Source organism: Myxococcaceae bacterium JPH2 (assembly GCA_016458225.1).
GTDB lineage: Bacteria > Myxococcota > Myxococcia > Myxococcales > Myxococcaceae > Citreicoccus.
This window is the reverse complement of record JAEMGR010000012.1, coordinates 131,110-149,482: the sequence shown is the minus strand read 5'-3', so window position 1 is coordinate 149,482 and position 18,373 is coordinate 131,110. Positions and strand designations below refer to the sequence as shown.

Sequence of the window (18,373 nt, the reverse complement as noted above, 5' to 3'; positions counted from 1 at the left end):
GGTTCTCCGTCAGAGGGGCGCGCTCACCCGTGGTACACGCGCGAGGCGACGATGCGGCCGTCCTGGACGTCCAGGACCTCGGCCACGGGCATGGGCGGCTCGCCTGGAGCGTGCCGCACGTACTCCATGAAGACCCGATCCCCGTCCGCCGTGAGGGCCGTCTCCTCATAGCGCAGGCCCGGAAGCCGGGCGATCGCGTCCCGCCACCAGGTCTCCAGGGCCGACCGGCCGACCAGCCGCCCTCCCGTCTGGGGGTGCAGCACCCGAATCTTGGGGGAGGTGTGGGTGGCGTCCTCGGCATAGAGGGCCACCAGGGCCGTCACGTCGTGGGCGTTGAAAGCGCGCAGCCAGGCGCGCGCCAAGGAGAAGTTTTCGCTCGCACTCATGGTTAGAAATATCCCTGGGAACAGGGAAGGTAGGTGCAGGTATGCACACCGTCATGCGGATTTGGCTGGAAACTGCGGCCTGTGGGAAGTAAGGGCCCCGCCTGCCCTGTTCGCTCAGTCATTTTCAATAAAAGAAGGACCGGATCGTGGCCTCCAACGTACCCATCGAGAAGATTCGTAACATCGGTATCTCCGCCCACATCGACTCGGGCAAGACGACCCTCTCCGAGCGCATCTTGTTCTATACGGGCAAGATCCACGAGATCCATGAGGTTCGTGGCAAGGACGGCGTGGGCGCCGTGATGGACTCGATGGACCTGGAGCGTGAGAAGGGCATCACGATCCAGTCCGCCGCCACGTACGCGATGTGGGGCGACTTCAACATCAACCTCATCGACACCCCGGGACACGTGGACTTCACCATCGAGGTGGAGCGCGCGCTCCGCGTTCTCGATGGCGCCATCCTGGTGCTCTGCTCCGTGTCCGGTGTGCAGTCGCAGTCCATCACCGTGGACCGGCAGATGAAGCGCTACCGCGTTCCGCGCATCGCGTTCATCAACAAGATGGACCGCGCTGGCGCGAACTATGACCGCGTGGCCGCGCAGCTGAAGGAGAAGCTGCACCACCACCCCGTCAAGCTGCAGATGCCCATCGGCGCCGAGGACCGCTTCCACGGCCTGGTCGACCTCATCAAGATGAAGGCGTTCTACTTCGACGGCGAGAGCGGCGAGACCGTTCGCGAGGAAGAGATTCCCGCCGACCTGCTCGAGGAGGCCAAGGAGCGCCGCCAGCAGATGATCGAGGGCGTCGCCGACGTGGATGACGGCCTGGGCGAGCTGTTCCTGTCCGACTCCCCCATCAGCGAGGAGCAGCTGGTGGCGGCCATCCGCCGGGCCACCATCGCCCTGAAGATGACGCCGGTCATGTGTGGCTCGGCCTACAAGAACAAGGGCGTCCAGCTCTTGCTCAACGCCATCTGTGGCTTCCTCCCGAACCCGAAGGAGGCGACCAACGAGGCGCTGGACCAGAAGAACAACGAGGCGAAGGTCATCCTCGAGTCCGACCCGAGCAAGCCGTTCGTCGGTCTGGCGTTCAAGCTGGAAGATGGTCGCTACGGGCAGCTGACGTACATGCGCATCTACCAGGGCAAGGTCGCGAAGGGTGACTTCATCGTCAACCAGAGCAACCAGAAGAAGGTCAAGGTTCCGCGCATCGTCCGCATGCACGCGAGCCAGATGAACGACGTCAACGAGGCCTCGGCCGGCGACATCGTCGCGCTGTTCGGCATCGAGTGCGCCTCGGGCGACACGTTCACGGATGGCGCCGTGAACTACACGATGACGTCCATGCACGTTCCGGACGCCGTCATCTCGCTCGCCGTGGCCCCCAAGGACCGTGGCGCGCTGGCCAACTTCTCCAAGGCGCTCAACCGGTTCACCAAGGAGGACCCCACCTTCCGCGTGCACCGCGATGAGGAGTCCGGGCAGACCATCATCCGCGGCATGGGTGAGCTGCACCTGGAGATCTACATCGAGCGCATGAAGCGCGAGTACGGCTGCGAGGTCCAGGCCGGTAAGCCGCAGGTGGCGTACCGCGAGACCATCAGCCAGAAGGGCGAGTTCTTCTACACGCACAAGAAGCAGACGGGCGGCTCCGGCCAGTTCGCGCGCGTGTGCGGCTACGTGGAGCCCCTGCCGGCGGACGCGGTGCAGCAGTACGAGTTCGTGGACGACATCGTGGGCGGTTCCATCCCCCGCGAGTTCATCCCGGCGTGCGACAAGGGCTTCCAGGAGGCCGTGAAGAAGGGCAGCCTCATCGGCTTCCCCGTCGTGGGCATCCGCGTCGTCATCAACGACGGTGCGTTCCACGCGGTGGACTCGTCCGAAATGGCGTTCAAGACGGCCGCCATCATGGGCTTCCGCGAGGGCTACGCCGCCGCCAAGCCCATCATCCTCGAGCCGATGATGAAGGTGGAGGTCTCCGCTCCCGAGGACTTCCAGGGCTCCGTGGTCGGTCAGCTCAACCAGCGCCGTGGCACCATCCTCTCCACGGAGACGGACCAGGGCTACGTGACGGCCGTGGCCGAGGTGCCGCTGAACACCATGTTCGGCTACTCCACGGACCTGCGCTCCGCCACCCAGGGCAAGGGCGAGTTCACGATGGAGTTCGCCAAGTACACGCCGGTCCCGCGCAACGAGTCCGAGGCCCTGATGGCCGCGTACAAGGAGAAGCTGGCGGCCGAGGCGGCGGCCCGCAAGTAGTCCGGGCTTCCGCGACGCGGCTCTGGCAGTAGGGAAGGCGCTCCCCGAGGTTGGGGGGCGCCTTTCGCGCTTTCGGAGGTCTTCGCACGTGACGCTGCTTCGCGCCGCCAATGTCCAGCTCAGCTTCGGCAGCCGCACCGTCTTCCAGGGCCTCACGCTCACGCTCGAGGAGGGCGAGCGGGTGGGACTGGTGGGCGTCAACGGCTCGGGCAAGTCCTCGCTGATGAAGATCCTGGCGGGCGCGGCCCGTCCGGACACGGGCGAGCTGCAGCTTCGGCGCGGCGCCCGCGTCACCTACCTGCCCCAGGAGCCCGTGTTCGAGCCGGGCGCCACCGTGGCCTCCGAGCTGTCCGTGTCCCAGGCCCCGCTCAAGGAGGCCCTGGCCACGCAGGCCGAGCTCACCCGCCGCCTGGAGGCCGCGCCCCCCGAGGCCCACGAGAAGCTCCTGGAGCAGCTCTCCGCGGTGAGCGACCGCATCGAGCAGCTCGGAGGCTGGGACACCGAGCACCACGCGAAGACGCTGTTGGATCGGCTGGGCGTGCGCGAGTGGGACCTGCCGGTGGCGCAGCTCTCCGGAGGCCTGCGCAAGCGCGTGGCCATTGCCCGCGCGCTGCTGACGCGGCCGGACCTGCTGCTGTTGGACGAGCCCACCAACCACCTGGACGCGGACACGGTGGACTGGCTGGAGGACGAGCTGGACAAGCTGCCCGGCTCGCTGCTGCTCGTCACCCACGACCGCTACTTCCTCGACGACCTGGTGGACCGCATCGTGGAGATCCAACCGGGCGGGGGCGTGACGTCCTACCCCGGCAACTACGCGGCCTACGTGGAGCAGAAGCTGGTGGCGCAGCAGAACGCCGAGGTCGCCCAGCACAAGCGCGAGCGGTGGATCTCCCAGGAAGTGGCGTGGCTGCGCAAAGGCGTGGAGGCGCGGCGCACCAAGAGCAAGGCCCGCATCGAGCGCGCCCAGAAGCTGATGGCCGAGAAGGGCTTCCAGCGCCCCAAGGTGGCCGAGCTGCGCGTGGTGGCCGCGCCCCGGCTGGGCCACACCGTCATCGAGGCCGAGGGGCTCCAGAAGTCCTTTGGCGAGCGCAAGGTGCTGGACGACGTCAGCCTGCTGCTCCAGCGCGGCGAGCGCGTGGGCCTGGTGGGGCCCAACGGCGTGGGCAAGACGACGTTCCTGCGCGTGCTGCTGGGAGAGCTGCCTCCGGACGGCGGCAAGCTCGTCATCGGGAAGAACACGAAGGTCGCCTACTACGATCAGCAGCGCACCCAGCTCGACCCCGAGCAGACGGTGTACGAGGCCGCCTCGCAGGGCGAGGAGTGGGTGGAGCTGGGCGACGAGAAGATCGCCCTGCGCGACTACCTGGACGACCTGCTCTTCCCGGTGCCCATGCAGCGCATGAAGGTGGGCGCGCTGTCCGGCGGTGAGCGCAACCGGCTGCTGCTGGCGCGCCTGTTCATCGAGGGCGCCAACGTGCTGGTGCTGGACGAGCCCACCAACGACCTGGACATCGTCACCCTCAACGTCCTGGAGCGGCTGCTGCTGGGCTTCCAGGGCAGCACGCTGCTCGTCACGCACGACCGGTACTTCCTCGACAAGGTGGCCACGTCCATCCTGTCCTTCGAGGGCAGCGGCCGCGTCGTCCGGTACGAGGGCAACTACGAGATGTACAAGCGGCTGAAGGAGCAGGCCGCGCCCGCGGGCGCCTCCCCCGCCACCAAGCCCGCGCCGAAGAAAGAGGAGCCCGTCGCGGCGGCCCCGGCGGCGAAGCAGGCACGCAAGCCGGGCAAGCTGTCCTACAAGGACCAGCGCGAACTGGACGGCATGGAGGCCACCATCGAAGCGGCTGAGCAGCGCAAGGCCGGACTGGAGGCCCAGCTCGCCGACCCCGCCGTCTACAGCAACGGCGCCAAGGTGGCCGAGGTGAACCAGGCGCTGGAGACGGCCGCCACCGAGGTCGACCGCCTCTACGCCCGCTGGCAGGAGCTGCAGGACCTGGCGAGCGGCGCCGCGTAGCGCCGTCCCGCCAGCCCCCTGCCCTTCGTCACCACGTCAGTCGTAGCGGAGCGCGATGATGGGGTCGACACGCGAGGCGCGCCGCGCCGGCAACCAGATGGACACCAGCGCCACGCTCAAGAGGAGCAGCGGTGCGCTGACGAATGACCAGGGGTCCAGGGCGCTGACGCCATGGACCACGCTGGACACCACCCGCGTGAGCGCCAGCGCGCCCGCCACGCCGACCGCCGCGCCCACCGCCACCGAGACGAAGCCCTGGCGCAGCACCAGCAACACCACCTGCCCCTTCGTCGCGCCGAGCGCGAGCCGCACGCCCATCTCCCGCGTCCGCTGGCTCACCAGGTACGACAGCACGCCATAGATGCCCACGGCCGCGAGCACCAACGCGAGCCCGGCCATGAGCCCCAGGAGCACCATGTTGAAGCGCTCCGAGCCGAGCGAGCGCTCCACATGCGACTCCAGCTTCAGCGTCTCCGTCACCGGCTGCTGCGAGTCCACCGACCACATCTCGCGCTGCGCATCCGCCATCACCGCCGCGTGCGTCCCCTTGGACCTCACCACCAGGCACTGCGGCAACAAGTGCACGAGCATCTGCGCGAGCTTGTCGGACATCTGTCCCGACGGGATGTAGGTGATGTTGGGCACCTCCTCATCCAGCCCGCGCTCGTACACGTCGCGCACCACGCCCACGATGCGACGCGGCACCTGATCTCCGAACGGCACCGAGTGCGCCAGGCGGATGTGCTGCCCCACCACCTCCTCGCCCGGCCAGTGCTTGCGCGCCATGTGCTCGTTGATGACCACCACGGGCTCCGAGCCAGCCCCGTCCGACTCCGTCAACAAGCGGCCCGACACGAGCACGATGCCCATCGCGGAGAAGTAGTCATGGGTCACCGGGCGATACTGCGCGCCTCCCGCGCCCGGGCCGTTATCGTTGCCGTCGTACTTGCCCTCGATGCTGAAGCTCATGCTCGGCCCCTGCTCCATGGGCAGCGTGGTGGTGAAGCCCGCGGCCTCCACGCCCGGCAAGGCCCGCACCCGCTCCACCACCTGCCGCTGGAAACGCTCCAGGACCGCGGGCTGCGCGTAGCGCGTCTCGGGCAATGACATGCGCATCACGTGCACGTTCTTCGGCTCGAAGCCCGGGTTCTTCTGGCTCAAGGACATGAAGCCGCGGATGAGCAGCGCCGCGCCCACCAGCAACACCACCGCGAGCGCCACCTGCCCCGACACCAGCCACGCCCGCGTCCGCCCTCCCGCGCGACCCGCGGTGGCCCGCTGCGCGCCCTCACGCAGCGCCCCCGACAACTCCGGCCGCGAAGCCTGGATCGCCGGCAACAAGCCGAAGAGCAGCCCCGTCATCACCCCCGCCACCATCGTGAAGGCCAACACGGTCCCGTCGATGCTCACCGACTCGCCGACGAGCATCTCCGAGGGAGCGAGCGACAAGAGCAACGGCAAGCTCACCACGGCGAGCCCCAACCCCAACACCGAGCCCACCAAGGACAAGAGGATGCTCTCGGTGAGCATCTGCCGGATGATCCGCCCGGACGAGGCGCCCAACGCCGCGCGCACCACCAACTCGCGCTGCCGGGCCGCCGAGCGCGCCAACTGGAGGTTCGCCAGATTCACACACGCGATGAGCAACACCAGCGACACCGCCCCGAGCAAGACCCACATCGCCGACTGCAAGTCGCCCACGAGGAAGTCGCGCAAGTCCTCCACCACGAGGTCCATCTTCTCCTCGAGGACCTTCGGCTCGTCGGCGCGGAGCTGGATGGACAGCGTGTTCAACGCCGCGTCCAACTGCTTGCGAGACAGGTCCGGCTTCAGTCGCGCCGTGAAAAACAAGTAATTGGAGCGGTCCCGGTTGGTCATGTCGAGCTGGAGCGGCGTCCAGAGTTCGGCGCCCGCGGGATAGGCGAAGCCCTTCGCGGCCACGCCCACCACCGTGTACGGCTCGTCATTGAGCGTCATCGAGCGGCCCAGCACGTTCGCCGCCCCACCGAACTGCCGCTGCCACAGGCCGTAGCTGATGATGGCCACCTTCGCCGCGCCCGGCACATCCTCCTCCGGGAGGAAGTCACGCCCCAGCTCCAACCGTGTGCCCATCGTGTCGAAGAACGACTGCGTCACCCGCGAGCCCGCCAGCCGCCTCGGCACCCCCTCCCCCACCATGTTGAAGCCGACGAGGAGCACCTCGAACGCCGTGACCTTCGTCATCACCGACGTCGCGTGCGCCTGCCACCACGCCAGGCCCACGACGGATTGCGAGGTATTCGTGCCATGCACGCCTCGGCGAACCACCTGCACGAGCTGCTCGGGGTTGCGATACGGCAGCGGACGCAGGAGGACGCCGTTCACCACGCTGAAGATGGCGGTGTTCGCTCCGATGGCCAGCGCGAGCGTGAGCACGGCCACGAGGGTGAAGCCGCGGTTCTTGAGCAACACGCGGCAAGCGAAGCGAAGGTCCTCGTACAACTTCGTCATGGTGGGGCACCTCGGAGCTGGTGCGGTGCCTACGGCGCGACGCCCCTCCCCATTGCCCGAGAACCGCGTGATTTCTCGAACAACCTCCGAGCGGCTTGCCGCGTCATGTCTCCACGAAATGAACAACAGAAATTCAAAAAACGACCAGCCGTGGTGACTCGCCACGTATGTGTTCCGGAGGTGCGGACCATGCCCCGGCCCCGCACTCTGTTCCGTTCGAAGAAGGAGTTCCCCTCAGTGCCCCGCTCCCCGTTCGCGTTCCTGGTCGCTGCCCTGTCTCTCGCTTTCGCCCCCACCGCCGCGCGAGCGGAAGGCGGCGAAAGTCTGAATTCCCTGCCCCGGTTCGACCTCCAGCGACTGCGGATGGATCCGTCGGCGCTGGGCTCGCTGATGGTGGGGACGGGACGGACGCTGCCGCAGGGCATGGCGCGCGTCTCGTTCAACTTCCACTATGAGAACCTGCCCATGCGCTTCCAGACGCGCTGGGAGCCGGGCGCGGGCGTGGGGTTGGTGGAGAACAAGATGACGCTGTCGCTCACCGCGGCGTACGGCGTCTTCTCGTGGCTGGACGTGGGCGCCGAGCTGCCCTTCATCATCTCCCAGAATGGTCAGCCCACGCTGGCGTACTCGCAGCCGCAGTCGAGTGGGCTCGCCACCCCGTGGCTGAGCGCGCGCGTGGCGCTGCTGCGCATGACGCATCAGGCGCCGCTCAACCTCGCGCTGGCGATGACCGCGGGGCTGCCGGTGGGCAGCGAGGCCGCGCTCGGCCGCGAGGACCACGTGTATCAACCGCGCCTGCAGCTCGGGTACGTGGGCGAGGGCTTCCAGGTGGGCGGCGAGGCCAGCCTCTACTTGCGCCAGAAGCGGGACCTCACGCCGGTCTCCTATGAGAACAAGGACATCGTCGGCAACGAGCTGCGGCTGGCCGCGACCGTGACGTCGCGCGAGGGCGAGACGACGCGCGGCGAGGTGAGCGCGCTGGTGGGCCTGCCCCTGCAGGGTGGCCGCATCGGCGCGGAGCTGCTGGTGGCCATCCGCCGCCACACGCTCCCGGGCCTGGACCTGTACGTCATGGGCGGCCCGGGCGTGGGCGCGGGACTCGACACGCCCACCTTCCGCTTCGTCGCGGGCGCATCCTTCGCGACGGACAAGGTGGACTGAGTAGCCCGGCCGCGCGCGGACCGGGCCGGCGGACCGGGCCTCAAGCCGGGTGGTGGTGGCCGTCCGGGCCGTGCGCGTGACCATGGGAGCGCTCCTCGACGGAGGCGTCCCGAACCTCCTGCACGGTGACGTCGAAGTGCAGCGTCTTGCCCGCCAGCGGGTGGTTCATGTCGATGACCACCGAGTCCGGGTGCACTTCCTTGATGAGCAGCGGCAGGTCACCCTGGTCCGTCTGGGCCATCAGCGTCATGCCCGCCTTGGGCTCCATGCCCTGAGGCAGCATGGCCCGCGCCACGGTGCGCACGCCCTGCGGATCATGCTCCCCGTAGCCCTGCCCCGGGGGCACCACCACGGTGCGGCTCGTCCCCGATTCCACGCCCTCCAGGGCGTTCTCCAGCCCCGGGACAATCTGCCGATGGCCGTGCAGGTAGGCGAGCGGCTTGCCGGGCGCGCTCTGGTCGATGACCTGCCCGTCGCCCAGGTGCAGGCGGTACTCCAGCGAGACGACTCGGTCCTTCGCGACCTTCATGGACGGCTCCTTGCGTGGGCGACGACTGCGGGACTGCTGCGTGGAAGGTGGGGGTGGGCGCGCATTCCGTCAGGGCGAAGTGGGCTCCGACGCTCCCTCTGCATCCGAGGGAGCAGCCGGTTCCGCGCGCGCCACGTAGACGGCTGCGGCCAGATCGCCGGTGACATTGAGCACCGTGCGACACATGTCCAGGAACCGGTCCACGCCGAGGATGAGGCCCAGGCCCTCCACCGGAATCTTGAACATGCCCAGAATCATCGCGATGACGGGGATGGAGCCCGCCGGCACACCGGCCGTGCCAATGCCCGCCATCACACAGATGAACATGATGATGGCCTGCTGCTGGAGGCTGAGCGGCACGCCGTAGACCTGCGCGAGGAAGAGCACCGTCACGCCCTCGAAGAGCGCGGTGCCGTTCTGGTTCATGGCCGAGCCGGCGGTGAGGACGAAGCGCGACACGTTGCGCGGCAGCTTCAGGTTCTCCTCGGCCACCTTCAGCGCGGTGGGCAGCGTGGCGCTGGAGGAGGACGTGGAGAAGGCGGTGATGATGGCCAGCCGGCAGTCACGGAAGAACTGGATGGGATTGCGCCCGCCCAGGAAGCGCACGGACAGCGAGTACACGACGAACATGTGCAGCCCGAGCGCCAGCAACACCACGCCCACGTAGGACGCGAGCTGCCGGAGGATGTCGAAGCCCAGGCGCGCCGTCATGGAGAACATGAGCGCGCCCACGCCCACCGGCGCCAGTCGCAGCACCATGTCGATGAGCCGCATCATCACGTCATAGAGGCCCTGGATGGTCTCTCGCAGGCGCACCGCCGGCTCGCCGGGCGTCAGCGCCAACCCGATGCCGAAGAGCAGCGAGAAGACGATGAGGCCAATCATGTCGCCGTCCGCCGCGGCCTTGATGGGGTTCTTCGGAACCATCGACACCAGGATGGCCGCCGGCGACGTGCTCTCCAGGGCCGGCGCCGCGCTCACCGGAACGCCGCCGTGGGCCAGGGCCCTCGCCTCGTCGCTCAAGCCCACGCCCGGCTTGAGCGTGTTGACGAGCACCAGCCCGATGAGCACCGAGATGACGGAGAAGACGACGGTATAGCCGAGCGTGCGCGCCCCCAGCCGGCCCACCTGCTTCACGTCCAACTCCGCCACCCCCATCACCAGCGCGGCGAAGAGCAGCGGCACCACCAACATGAGCAGCAGGCTGATGAAGATCTGCCCCACCGGCTGGGTGAGGTTGGTGATGCACCAGTCCAGCCAGGGAGCGGCCTTGCCCGCCAGCGCGCGAGCGGAGAGGCCCGTCACCGCGCCGATGGACATGCCGAGGAGCATCTTCTGGTGCGGCTTCATCCGAGAATCTCCGCGCCCACCCTGTCCGGTGGGCATTGGGCCGCGCAGCCTAGCGACGAAAGGGAGTGGCGCCCACCCTCACTTCGACGGAAAGCTTGCGCCCCGCGTGCGAACCCTCGTCCAGCTCACCGAAGCCGCCCTGCCTGCTCCCCTCTTCCACCGCCTGCTGCGACGCGTGGGCGCCGTGGGGCAGGAGCGCCTGCGCCACACCTACCAGACCACCTTCTGGTACGACTTCGGCCCGCCCACCAACGTGGTGGAGCAGGTCATCCACACGCTGCGTCCCGCCATCGCCGCGCGCCGGCGCATCGCGGGCGTGGAGTGGTGGTTGTCACGCATGAGCCCCAAGGACGTGCGGGTGGACTTCCATCAGGACCTGGATGAGCGGCTCGCGCGCGCGGGTGGACCTCTGGTGCATCCGCGCATCTCCTCGGTGCTGTTCCTCAACCGCGTGCGCGGCGGCGCGCTGGCGGTGACGCGCGAGCTGCCGTGCGAGGACAACCCCTCGCTCGCGCCCTCGCGGCTGGACGACCTGACGCTGGTGGCGCCGCGCCCCAACCGGCTCGTCGTCTTCGACGGGACGCTCACGCACGGCGTGCTGGATGCGAACAACGACATCCCCGAGGGCCGGTTGCCCGGCACCGCGCGGGAGCGCCGCACGCTGGTGATGAACTGGTGGACCGCGCGCCCCACGGACGTGCCGACGTGGGCGTCGACGCGGCACTACCGCGCGCTGGCCATCTGACGGGCCGTCTCGCGCAGGCGGTGGGTAATCCGCTCCGCCCACTCCGGCTCGACCTCCATGCACGCGGGGCGTCGCCCCAGGCGCAGCGCCGCCGAGGGCATGGAGCCGCTGCCCGCGAACGGATCCAACACCGTGTCGCCGGGCCGGCTGTACGCGCGCACCAGCGGCTCCAGCACGGAGAAGGGCTTGTGGTGCGGGTGTCCGCCCCAGCGCGCGGCCTCCGCGTCGTCGTCATAGCCTCCGACGACAGCCCACACGGGCGACACGTCTCCCGGGGCCAGCGGCGCGGGCGGCGCGCGCGCGATGACGAGCGCGACTTCGTACACGCGCAAGAGCTGCTCGTTGGCGTTCTTGTCCGTGGTGCGCTTGCCCCAGGTGTACTCGCCCCACAGGTGCCCGTAGCCCACGCCGCGCGCGGCGGTGAGGATGGGCTCCTTGCCCAAGAGGTTCGTCCAGATGACGAGCGGCGCGTCCGGCGTCAGGTGCGCCACGGCGCGCCCGAGCCACGCCTCGGAGAACGTGCGGTAGTCGCGCACTGTCTCGAACCGGACGATGGGGTTGCGATCAATCTTCTTGTTCGCGCGCGGGTCTCTCAGGTCCCCGCCCTTGCGCCGCCGCGTGAGCAGGCAATACGGCGGATCCGTGTGCAGCAGGGTGGCGCGGGTGTCGCCAAGGGCGGCGAGGTAGCCCTCCGGCTCGCGCGCGTCGGCGCGGACGCAGCGCAAGGACTCGGGCGTCAGGTCGGCAGTCATCGTGAGGGGCCCCACCCTACACGTCGCCGCGCGAGGCTCAAGGCCCGCATGGTGACAGCCGCCCTCAGCCGCGCACCCCGCCGCCATGAGCGTCCGCGGGAGGGCTGAACCCCGTGCGCACCACGATGGCATAGCGGGGAATGGGCGGCAGCTCGGCGAGCGCCCGCCGGAGCGACGCCTCGCGCCCGCGCTCCCGGGACGCCTCACCGGACAGGCGATACACGAGCCCCCACGCGAGCCACAGCGCCGCGCCCAGCCCCAGGGGCCACTCCCACGCGCCCGCCGTCCCGCGCCACGCGAGCACGGCCGCGCCCAGCCCGCCCACCGCCACGAGCACGGCCACCAGGCACCCGGACACGTGCAAGGGCGCCGTCCAGCGGCTCGGGGGCGGCTCGCCCGGAAAGCCCTCCTCCTCCAGCCGCACCGCGTGAGGGGTGTACACGTAGAGGTCCACCGAGCAGTCACCCGGCGGCACCTCCACGTCCAAGAGCGGCGGCGCGTCCTCGGGCGTGCTCCCGGACACCGCGCCCACGCCCACCAGCCACAGCCGCCCCGAGGGCGCCCGGAGCCACAGCCCCGTGCGGGACACGCGCGCATACTGGGCCGCGGTGGCCGGCGCGGGCTCGTCCACGTAGAGGGCCACCTCGCCGGCGAAGTGCCGCGTGCCCTCGGTCTCCAGGAAGCTGCAGTCGCCCCGCTCCGCCGCCACGGCGTAGCCGCGATGGGCCACGAAGTCAGGGCCCACGGTGGCGCGCAGCCGGGCGCACACCTCGCGGTCCACCAGCAAGCCAGGGCCGTCCTCGACGCGCGCGTCACAGCCAAGCTTCATGCGGTGGAGCTCTCCTGTGCCAAGGAGGCGCGCGGCTCGGGTGCCGCGGCACGCCCACCTCGGAGTCTACGAGGAGAACACCACTTCGAACGAGGCCTGTCCCCCGCCGTCCGCATCCGAGAGCTTCAGCGTGAGCAGGTTGAAGTCCTCGAGCCTCCCATCCTCCACCAGCGTCTCCACGAGGAGGCTCGTGAACAGGTGGGGCACATCGACACCGGACTGCCACTGGAAGCGGTGCTTCACCTCCCGGCCTCGCCGGTCCAACAACACCGGACGCCCGGTGGACCAGCGCTCCGCGCCTTTGGCCTGGATCACCAGCCGCACGGCCAGATGCGGGAGCATCACGTAGCGCGTGACAGAGAGGACCTGCGCCGTACATGCCCCCCGGCACACCACCGAAGGCTGCCTCACCAGGTTGAGCGAGAGCGGGCCCACCACCGTGCGACTCAGCAGGTCCATCAAGGGCCCGGTGTCTTCCGTCGTGGCCGGAGGGGTCCGCTCACACGCCGACGGAGCGGCCCCCTGGACCTGGCGCAGCTCGGTCCGGAGCGACTCCACCTGGGCCTCCAGCTGCGCCACCTCCACCCGGTAGGACTCCACCGTCCGAGGTCGGCGGTTGACCTCCACCTGCCGCTCCACGGGCTGACCGGGCTCGGCGGCCCTCAGCAGGAAGGTCGCGCGCGTGGGCGCGGCGCCGTCCCGATAGGACACGCTGAAGCGCAGCCGCTCACCGGGCCGTAGGTCGGCGGACGGCAGCACCACGACATGAGACGCCCCGCCCGCCAGCCGCGCGAAGCGCTCGCGCCCCTCCAGGTCCAGTCGATCCGCCTGGATGTCCGCATCGAAGAGGAAGGTGGTGGACAACCCCGGACCAATCACCACCTCCGGAACCACCCCACCGCTCCCAGAGGTCAGTTCGATGCGACGCACGGGCGCGTCCTGCGAGACCGGGGGAGCGACAGCCTCGACCCTGGAGCCAAGGAGGACCGCGAACGCGATCAGACACCGGAAGCGCACGATGGAGAGGCTCCTCGCAAGAACCTACGGAACGTACGGGGCTCTATCACGGAGGGCTGACAACGCGTATCTGCGGAGGCGGTCTATCTCACAAAAGCATCGTAATCCTGCCCGAATCTGGGGACTGGCAGCAGGACGATCGGGTTGAAGAACTCGCGCTCGATGTTGGTGTCGCCCTTGCTGAGCGGATAGCCGAAGCGGTTCGTGCCTCGGAAGAAGGCTTGCATGCAGACGGGGATGCGCCGGCCATCCGGCAACTGGGCCTCGTTGACCCACATGTGCGTCGCATCGGCGGTGAAGAAAATCCTTCCGACGTAGCGCGTCCCCTCGGGGAGTGAGTGCCAGGAGTAGTCCCCGAGTTGCAGGGCGAAGATGGGGCCTTCCTTGACGGTGACAGCCTCGTTGCGGCCGTTGATGAGCAGGATGTCCATCTGCTGGTGGCGCTTGAGCCCCACCGAGCGCATCGCCTCGATAGCGCCGGCGGGGCATGGCTCCAAGGGCTGCTCGGCAGCGAGCTTGACGGGCGCGGTGGCGCACGCGGCACCCAGACACGCGGCGACAGCGGCTCCCGAGGCCTTCTTGAGCGCGCCATGCGACTCCGGCCGGCGCTTCTTCGCGATGGGCTCGGGAGCGGGCTCCACCGAGTCAGACGTGCGGACGAAGGACGCATCAAGCGGCTCGGGGAGCGCCGTCCCGGCATCGGCGGGCGGCGCCGCCACGAGCGCGGCGTTTGCGGGAGGGAAGGCACGGGTCACGGGGGCAATTCCTTTCTTGGGGGCAACAGGCGCCGTCGCACCTCCGGAGTTCGGGGCGAGGCGAATCCACCCCAGCGTCACCAACCCCAGGACAAGCAGCGCGCTCGCACCCAGCCTCACGGCGGCACGGCGGCGCTCACGGCCCGGAGCAGACCGCTCGGGGCGCGCGTCAGCGAGACTGCTGAGGTGCTCTTCCGCGAAACGGCTGAGGTGCTCTTCCGCGGGACTGACGACCTGCTCTTCCGCGGGACTGCGAGGACGTTCTTCCGCGGGACGGCTGAGGTGCTCTTCCGCGGGACTGACGACCTGCTCTTCCGCGGGACTGCGAGGACGTTCTTCTGCGGGACGGGCTCGGAGAGGGGCGGGCGTGGGGGCCTCGGACTCCTCAAGTCCGGGGGCGCCCGTCGGGGGAGCCAGGGACTCCGATGGAGACAGCGGGCCCTCGGCCTCGTCGTCGTCCTCTTCCATCTGGGGCGCGAGCCGCAGCCCTGGCCCCTCCCCTGGCACGTCCAGGGACACCCGCCACGCGGGCTGCCGCTTCTCCTTCGCCGCGTCCCACAGGGCCTGCAAGAGCGCCTCGGCGCTCAGGTAGCGGTCCTCGGGGCGCTTGGCCAGCAGCCGCAGCGCGATGTCCCCCAGCACGGGCGGAACCTTGGGGTTGAGCACGTGCGGCGGCCGAGGCGTCACCGTCTCGATGGCCGGCAGCAGGCGGTCATACGGGAGCTTCGGATCGAACGCGTACCCGTCCGTCAGCGCCTCGTAGAGCAGCGCGCCCAGCGCATACAAGTCACCCGGGACGCCCGCATCGAAGTGCGCGCCCTTCTGCCACGAGCCCTCGCGCAGGAAGGCCACGCACTCGGGGGGCAACAGGTGCGGGGATGCAGGCGCCACGCCCACCGTCAGCGTGGACACGCCCGGCATGCGCACGGTGCCCAGGTCGATGAGGACGGGCCGCTCGTCCTCGCGGCGCACCAGCAGGTTGTCGCCCTTGAGGTCGCGGTGGTGCACGCCGCGCCGGTGCAGGTCCGCCACGCCTCGGACAATCTCGGTGTAGACGGAGAGCAGGTGCGCCGCGGTGGGCTTCACGCGCCAGCGCCACTCGTGGAACGTCTCGCCGTCCACGAAGTCGGTGACGAAGTAGAAGTACCCGTTGGGTGGGTCCGGCCAGCGGTCCACCGCGTGCACGCGGGGGAGCTGCGGGTGGGGAGAACACGCCAGGAGGGCCGCCACCTCGCGCGCGAGCCGACCGTTGATGTCCTCTTCCTCGGAGGCGTGCGGACCCGCCGGCCTCAGCGCCATCTTCAGCGCGAAGTACTGGCGGCCGCGCTCCACCTTGAAGACCCGGCCGAACCCTCCCGCACCCAACGAGCCCACGATGCGCCAGGGGCCCACGTGGTTGTCCGGACCGAGCTGATCCGGATGAAGAGGCGTCGTCATCGGTGAACACCTTCCAGGAGCGGCCCTACCGCTCCAGTCCCCATCTGCGGGCCGGCATCCGACTCCCCAGCATGGCGGCAAGCGCGAGCCACCCACGCCCATCCAGGCGTCGGCACGTTCGCGGGAACCACCCAGGAAGCGGGTCTCATCGAAGGAAACCTCCGAGGTTGACCCTATCTACTCATACGGGCTTGTCACGTTTTCTTCACCACCTGCCAGGGTGGGTCATCGCGTACGCGAACCCAACCTGGTGGGATCTTTTCGAGCCGGGACGCCTCAGTCCACGTCCGGCGAATCAGGTGTTTGCGCGTCGGCCTCCGCCAGGGCGCGCGCGGCCTCTTCCCAGTGCCCCCGCAGGCGCGCCTCGGTGGCCAAGGCTTCGTCCCAAGACGGCCCATCCGGCAGCAACCGCGACGCATGCGCCAGCGCGAGCCGCTCCAGGGCAAGCTCCTCGCACAGCCGCCTCACCCCGGCGCCATCCAGGCCGCAGGCCGCGAGGAACGCGGCGCGTCGAGCCGGACGCACGCCCCGCTCGCGCCACCACGCGGCCTCCTCGGCGGCCACCTCGTCGTCCGTGGCCACCAGGCCCAGCGTCCGCGCCCAGGCCGTGAGCAGCGCCCGACGCAGCCCCGCCTCCGCCCAGGCCGAGGCGTCCGGCGCCCGACGCAACAGGTCCAATACCCGAGCGGACTCCACCGCCCGCCCCCCCACCCGCGTCACGTCCTCCAGGAGCCGACGCCGCCGCACCAGCGAGGACGGGTTGCTGCGCGGCCCCGGGCTCGGAGCGGGCGCCGAGGCGACGAACTCGCGCGCGGCCTGAAGGCAGGCGATGGCGTCCTTGCGCTTGAGGTCCTCCACGCCACGCGCGAACCACGCGTCCCACGCACGGAGCGAGGCCGCGGACCAGGCGGGCCGCACGGCCTCCAGCACGCGGGGCCAGGTGCGGTCCTGGTAGAACAGCGCGCCCGCGGCCTCCACGAGCGCACGGGCCGCCGCGGGGCCCAGTGCACGCGCCTTGCGAGCACACGCCGCCGCGTGCCGCACGTTGACGAGCGGCAACGTGAGCGGGCGCCAGTCGTGCTCGGCGTCGGCGTGGAGCAGCGCCACCTCCGCGTCGTCCACCACGACGCCGTCGCGGTACCACGCGAAAATCTGTCCCACGCCCACCATGCCGTGCGGGGCCAGCTCCGCGGCGCGCAGCGCGCCCATGCTGGAGGCGCCGAAGACGGCCACGCCCTCTTCCATCGCGGCCAGCAGTTCGTGGTGCCAGACGGAGGGCTGGGACTCGAAGACGCCGTCGATGAGCGCGATGACTCGGGGCCGCAGCGACATCGCCCGCCACACATCACCCTGGCGCGCGGGCGGCAACACCGTGCAGCCCGGCGCGAGCCTCCGCGCCTCCGCCACGGGCAGCGACGGCCCCAGGAAGACGACCAGTTCCCCTTCGCGACGCTTCACAGCAGCTCCGAGACCCGCATGCCTGGGATGATCACCTTCCACACGTGCAGGCCCGGCACGGGTGCATCCATCGCCACGCCGGCCACGTCCCGGAAGCCCGCCCGAGCCAGCCGCGCGAGCACCCGCTTCACCTGGGCCGCCACCGGACGCGCGGCCTCGGCTGGCAAGTCCGGCACCTCGCGCGCCGCCCGCCCCGGCACCACCTCCGCGAGCGCCTGCGCGAACCCCAGCGCCGCCTCGCGATCCGTCGCGGCCACGTCCTCACGGGCGCCGTGGATGTCCGTCAGCCGCGACTGGGCCGCCTCCAGCAGCGCCTTGCACAGCGCGTCGTCACGCCGGAGCGCGCAGGCATATCCCGCGGTGAGCGGCACCGGCCCGCCGTCCCGGTCCACCAGCACCGCCGCCGCCACGGGCAGCCCCACCGTGCCCGACGTTCGCCCGGGCGGGGTCGCATCGAAGAGGTAGGCGTCGAAGCCTCGCTCCCGCAGCGACGCCACCAGCTCCGCCGCACGAGGGGCCGCGGTCTCCAGCCCCTTGGGCTGCAAGAGCCGCCGCATCACCCCCTCCTCCGTCCAACCGTCCGGCAACGCCCGCGCGAGCTGATCCCGCTCGATGGCCTCGCACAACGCATGCAGCAGCGCGCGCGAGGACTCCGGATGCGCGCCCGAGCCATTGCTCGTCCACGCCACCGCCACGGGACCGAGCGCCGTCGCCCCCGCGGGCGGGCAATACACGCCTTGCGCGGGCACCCACACCGGCTCGCCCGAGCCCAGGTCCGTGGCCTCGCGCCACGCACAACTCACCCGGTCGTTCCACAGCCGAGGCACCACCACCGCGCCGGCCGAACCCAGCCGGTCCGCGCCCCACAGCGTCCCCAGCCGCCCCTCCAGGTGGGCCCGAGCGCCCCAACGCAGGCGCTCCTGCGGAACCGTCTCCGCCGCCCACAGCTCCGCCGTCTCCAGCAGGGCGCCCCAGGCCGCCTCGGCGAACGAGCGACCCTTGCCATTGCACACCTGGAGCACATGGCCGCCCGGGCGCACCGCGCACGCCACCTCGACGCCCGTGCGGTCGAGCCCGGTGACTCGCGCCACGCGTGTGACACCCAGGGCTCGGGCCAGTTGTTGGGCGGAAGGCTGCGGGGCGGGGACGTCCCTGGGAGGCGACACGGCGGCGGACCTTAATC

Annotated in this window: 14 protein-coding genes; 4 read left to right on the top strand and 10 right to left on the bottom strand. The window is 70.1% G+C overall.

What is annotated here, in order from left to right; all coding sequences use genetic code 11:
• Positions 1-23: 23 nt before the first annotated feature.
• Entirely contained in the window at positions 24-386 is a 363-nt protein-coding gene (locus tag JGU66_20125) for a nuclear transport factor 2 family protein (GenBank protein MBJ6763081.1), read from the bottom strand.
• A 146-nt stretch (positions 387-532) separates the two neighbouring features.
• Between JGU66_20125 and JGU66_20120 the strand changes: the two genes are divergently transcribed.
• Together JGU66_20120 and JGU66_20115 are read left to right on the top strand one after the other, a co-directional pair.
• Entirely contained in the window at positions 533-2,647 is a 2,115-nt protein-coding gene (locus JGU66_20120) for an elongation factor G (protein MBJ6763080.1), read from the top strand.
• An 88-nt stretch (positions 2,648-2,735) separates the two neighbouring features.
• Entirely contained in the window at positions 2,736-4,667 is a 1,932-nt protein-coding gene (locus JGU66_20115) for an ABC-F family ATP-binding cassette domain-containing protein (protein ID MBJ6763079.1), read from the top strand.
• Positions 4,668-4,703: 36 nt separating this feature from the next.
• Here the strand turns inward: JGU66_20115 and JGU66_20110 are convergent, their stop codons facing one another.
• Positions 4,704-7,157: an ABC transporter permease gene (locus tag JGU66_20110; protein MBJ6763078.1), complete on the bottom strand. Its 2,454-nt coding sequence runs from the start codon at positions 7,155-7,157 to the stop codon at positions 4,704-4,706.
• A gap of 273 nt (positions 7,158-7,430) precedes the next feature.
• On the opposite strand from JGU66_20110, the gene JGU66_20105 reads away from it, so the two are divergent.
• Positions 7,431-8,318 carry a flagellar motor protein MotB gene (locus tag JGU66_20105; GenBank protein MBJ6763077.1) on the top strand — a complete coding sequence of 296 codons (888 nt, stop codon included), beginning with the start codon at positions 7,431-7,433 and terminating at the stop codon, positions 8,316-8,318.
• Between the two features lie 40 nt (positions 8,319-8,358).
• Here JGU66_20105 and JGU66_20100 read toward each other — a convergent pair whose 3' ends face one another.
• Both JGU66_20100 and JGU66_20095 read right to left on the bottom strand, forming a co-directional pair.
• Positions 8,359-8,847 carry a peptidylprolyl isomerase gene (locus JGU66_20100; GenBank protein MBJ6763076.1) on the bottom strand — a complete coding sequence of 163 codons (489 nt, stop codon included), beginning with the start codon at positions 8,845-8,847 and terminating at the stop codon, positions 8,359-8,361.
• Between the two features lie 69 nt (positions 8,848-8,916).
• On the bottom strand, positions 8,917-10,197 hold the full coding sequence (locus tag JGU66_20095; protein ID MBJ6763075.1) for a dicarboxylate/amino acid:cation symporter: 1,281 nt from the start codon (positions 10,195-10,197) through the stop codon (positions 8,917-8,919).
• 106 nt (positions 10,198-10,303) lie between these two features.
• Here JGU66_20095 and JGU66_20090 point away from each other — a divergent pair, with 106 nt between their 5' ends.
• Positions 10,304-10,942 carry a 2OG-Fe(II) oxygenase gene (locus JGU66_20090; GenBank protein MBJ6763074.1) on the top strand — a complete coding sequence of 213 codons (639 nt, stop codon included), beginning with the start codon at positions 10,304-10,306 and terminating at the stop codon, positions 10,940-10,942.
• Here the strand turns inward: JGU66_20090 and JGU66_20085 are convergent.
• The 6 genes from JGU66_20085 to JGU66_20060 all read right to left on the bottom strand — a co-directional run bounded on the left by JGU66_20085 (position 10,921) and on the right by JGU66_20060 (position 18,356).
• Entirely contained in the window at positions 10,921-11,694 is a 774-nt protein-coding gene (locus JGU66_20085) for a site-specific DNA-methyltransferase (protein ID MBJ6763073.1), read from the bottom strand. The genes JGU66_20090 and JGU66_20085 overlap by 22 nt on opposite strands.
• A 64-nt stretch (positions 11,695-11,758) precedes the next feature.
• On the bottom strand, positions 11,759-12,523 hold the full coding sequence (locus tag JGU66_20080) for a hypothetical protein (protein ID MBJ6763072.1): 765 nt from the start codon (positions 12,521-12,523) through the stop codon (positions 11,759-11,761).
• A gap of 66 nt (positions 12,524-12,589) precedes the next feature.
• Positions 12,590-13,540, bottom strand: a complete 951-nt coding sequence (locus tag JGU66_20075; GenBank protein MBJ6763071.1) for a DUF2381 family protein — start codon at positions 13,538-13,540, stop codon at positions 12,590-12,592.
• An 83-nt stretch (positions 13,541-13,623) separates the two neighbouring features.
• Entirely contained in the window at positions 13,624-15,732 is a 2,109-nt protein-coding gene (locus JGU66_20070) for a protein kinase (GenBank protein MBJ6763070.1), read from the bottom strand.
• A gap of 276 nt (positions 15,733-16,008) precedes the next feature.
• Complete coding sequence (locus tag JGU66_20065) at positions 16,009-17,190, bottom strand: hypothetical protein (protein MBJ6763069.1); 1,182 nt, start codon at positions 17,188-17,190, stop codon at positions 16,009-16,011.
• Entirely contained in the window at positions 17,187-18,356 is a 1,170-nt protein-coding gene (locus JGU66_20060) for a YcaO-like family protein (GenBank protein ID MBJ6763068.1), read from the bottom strand. Before JGU66_20060 ends, JGU66_20065 begins: the two co-directional genes overlap by 4 nt.
• Between the last annotated feature and the right edge of the window lie 17 nt (positions 18,357-18,373).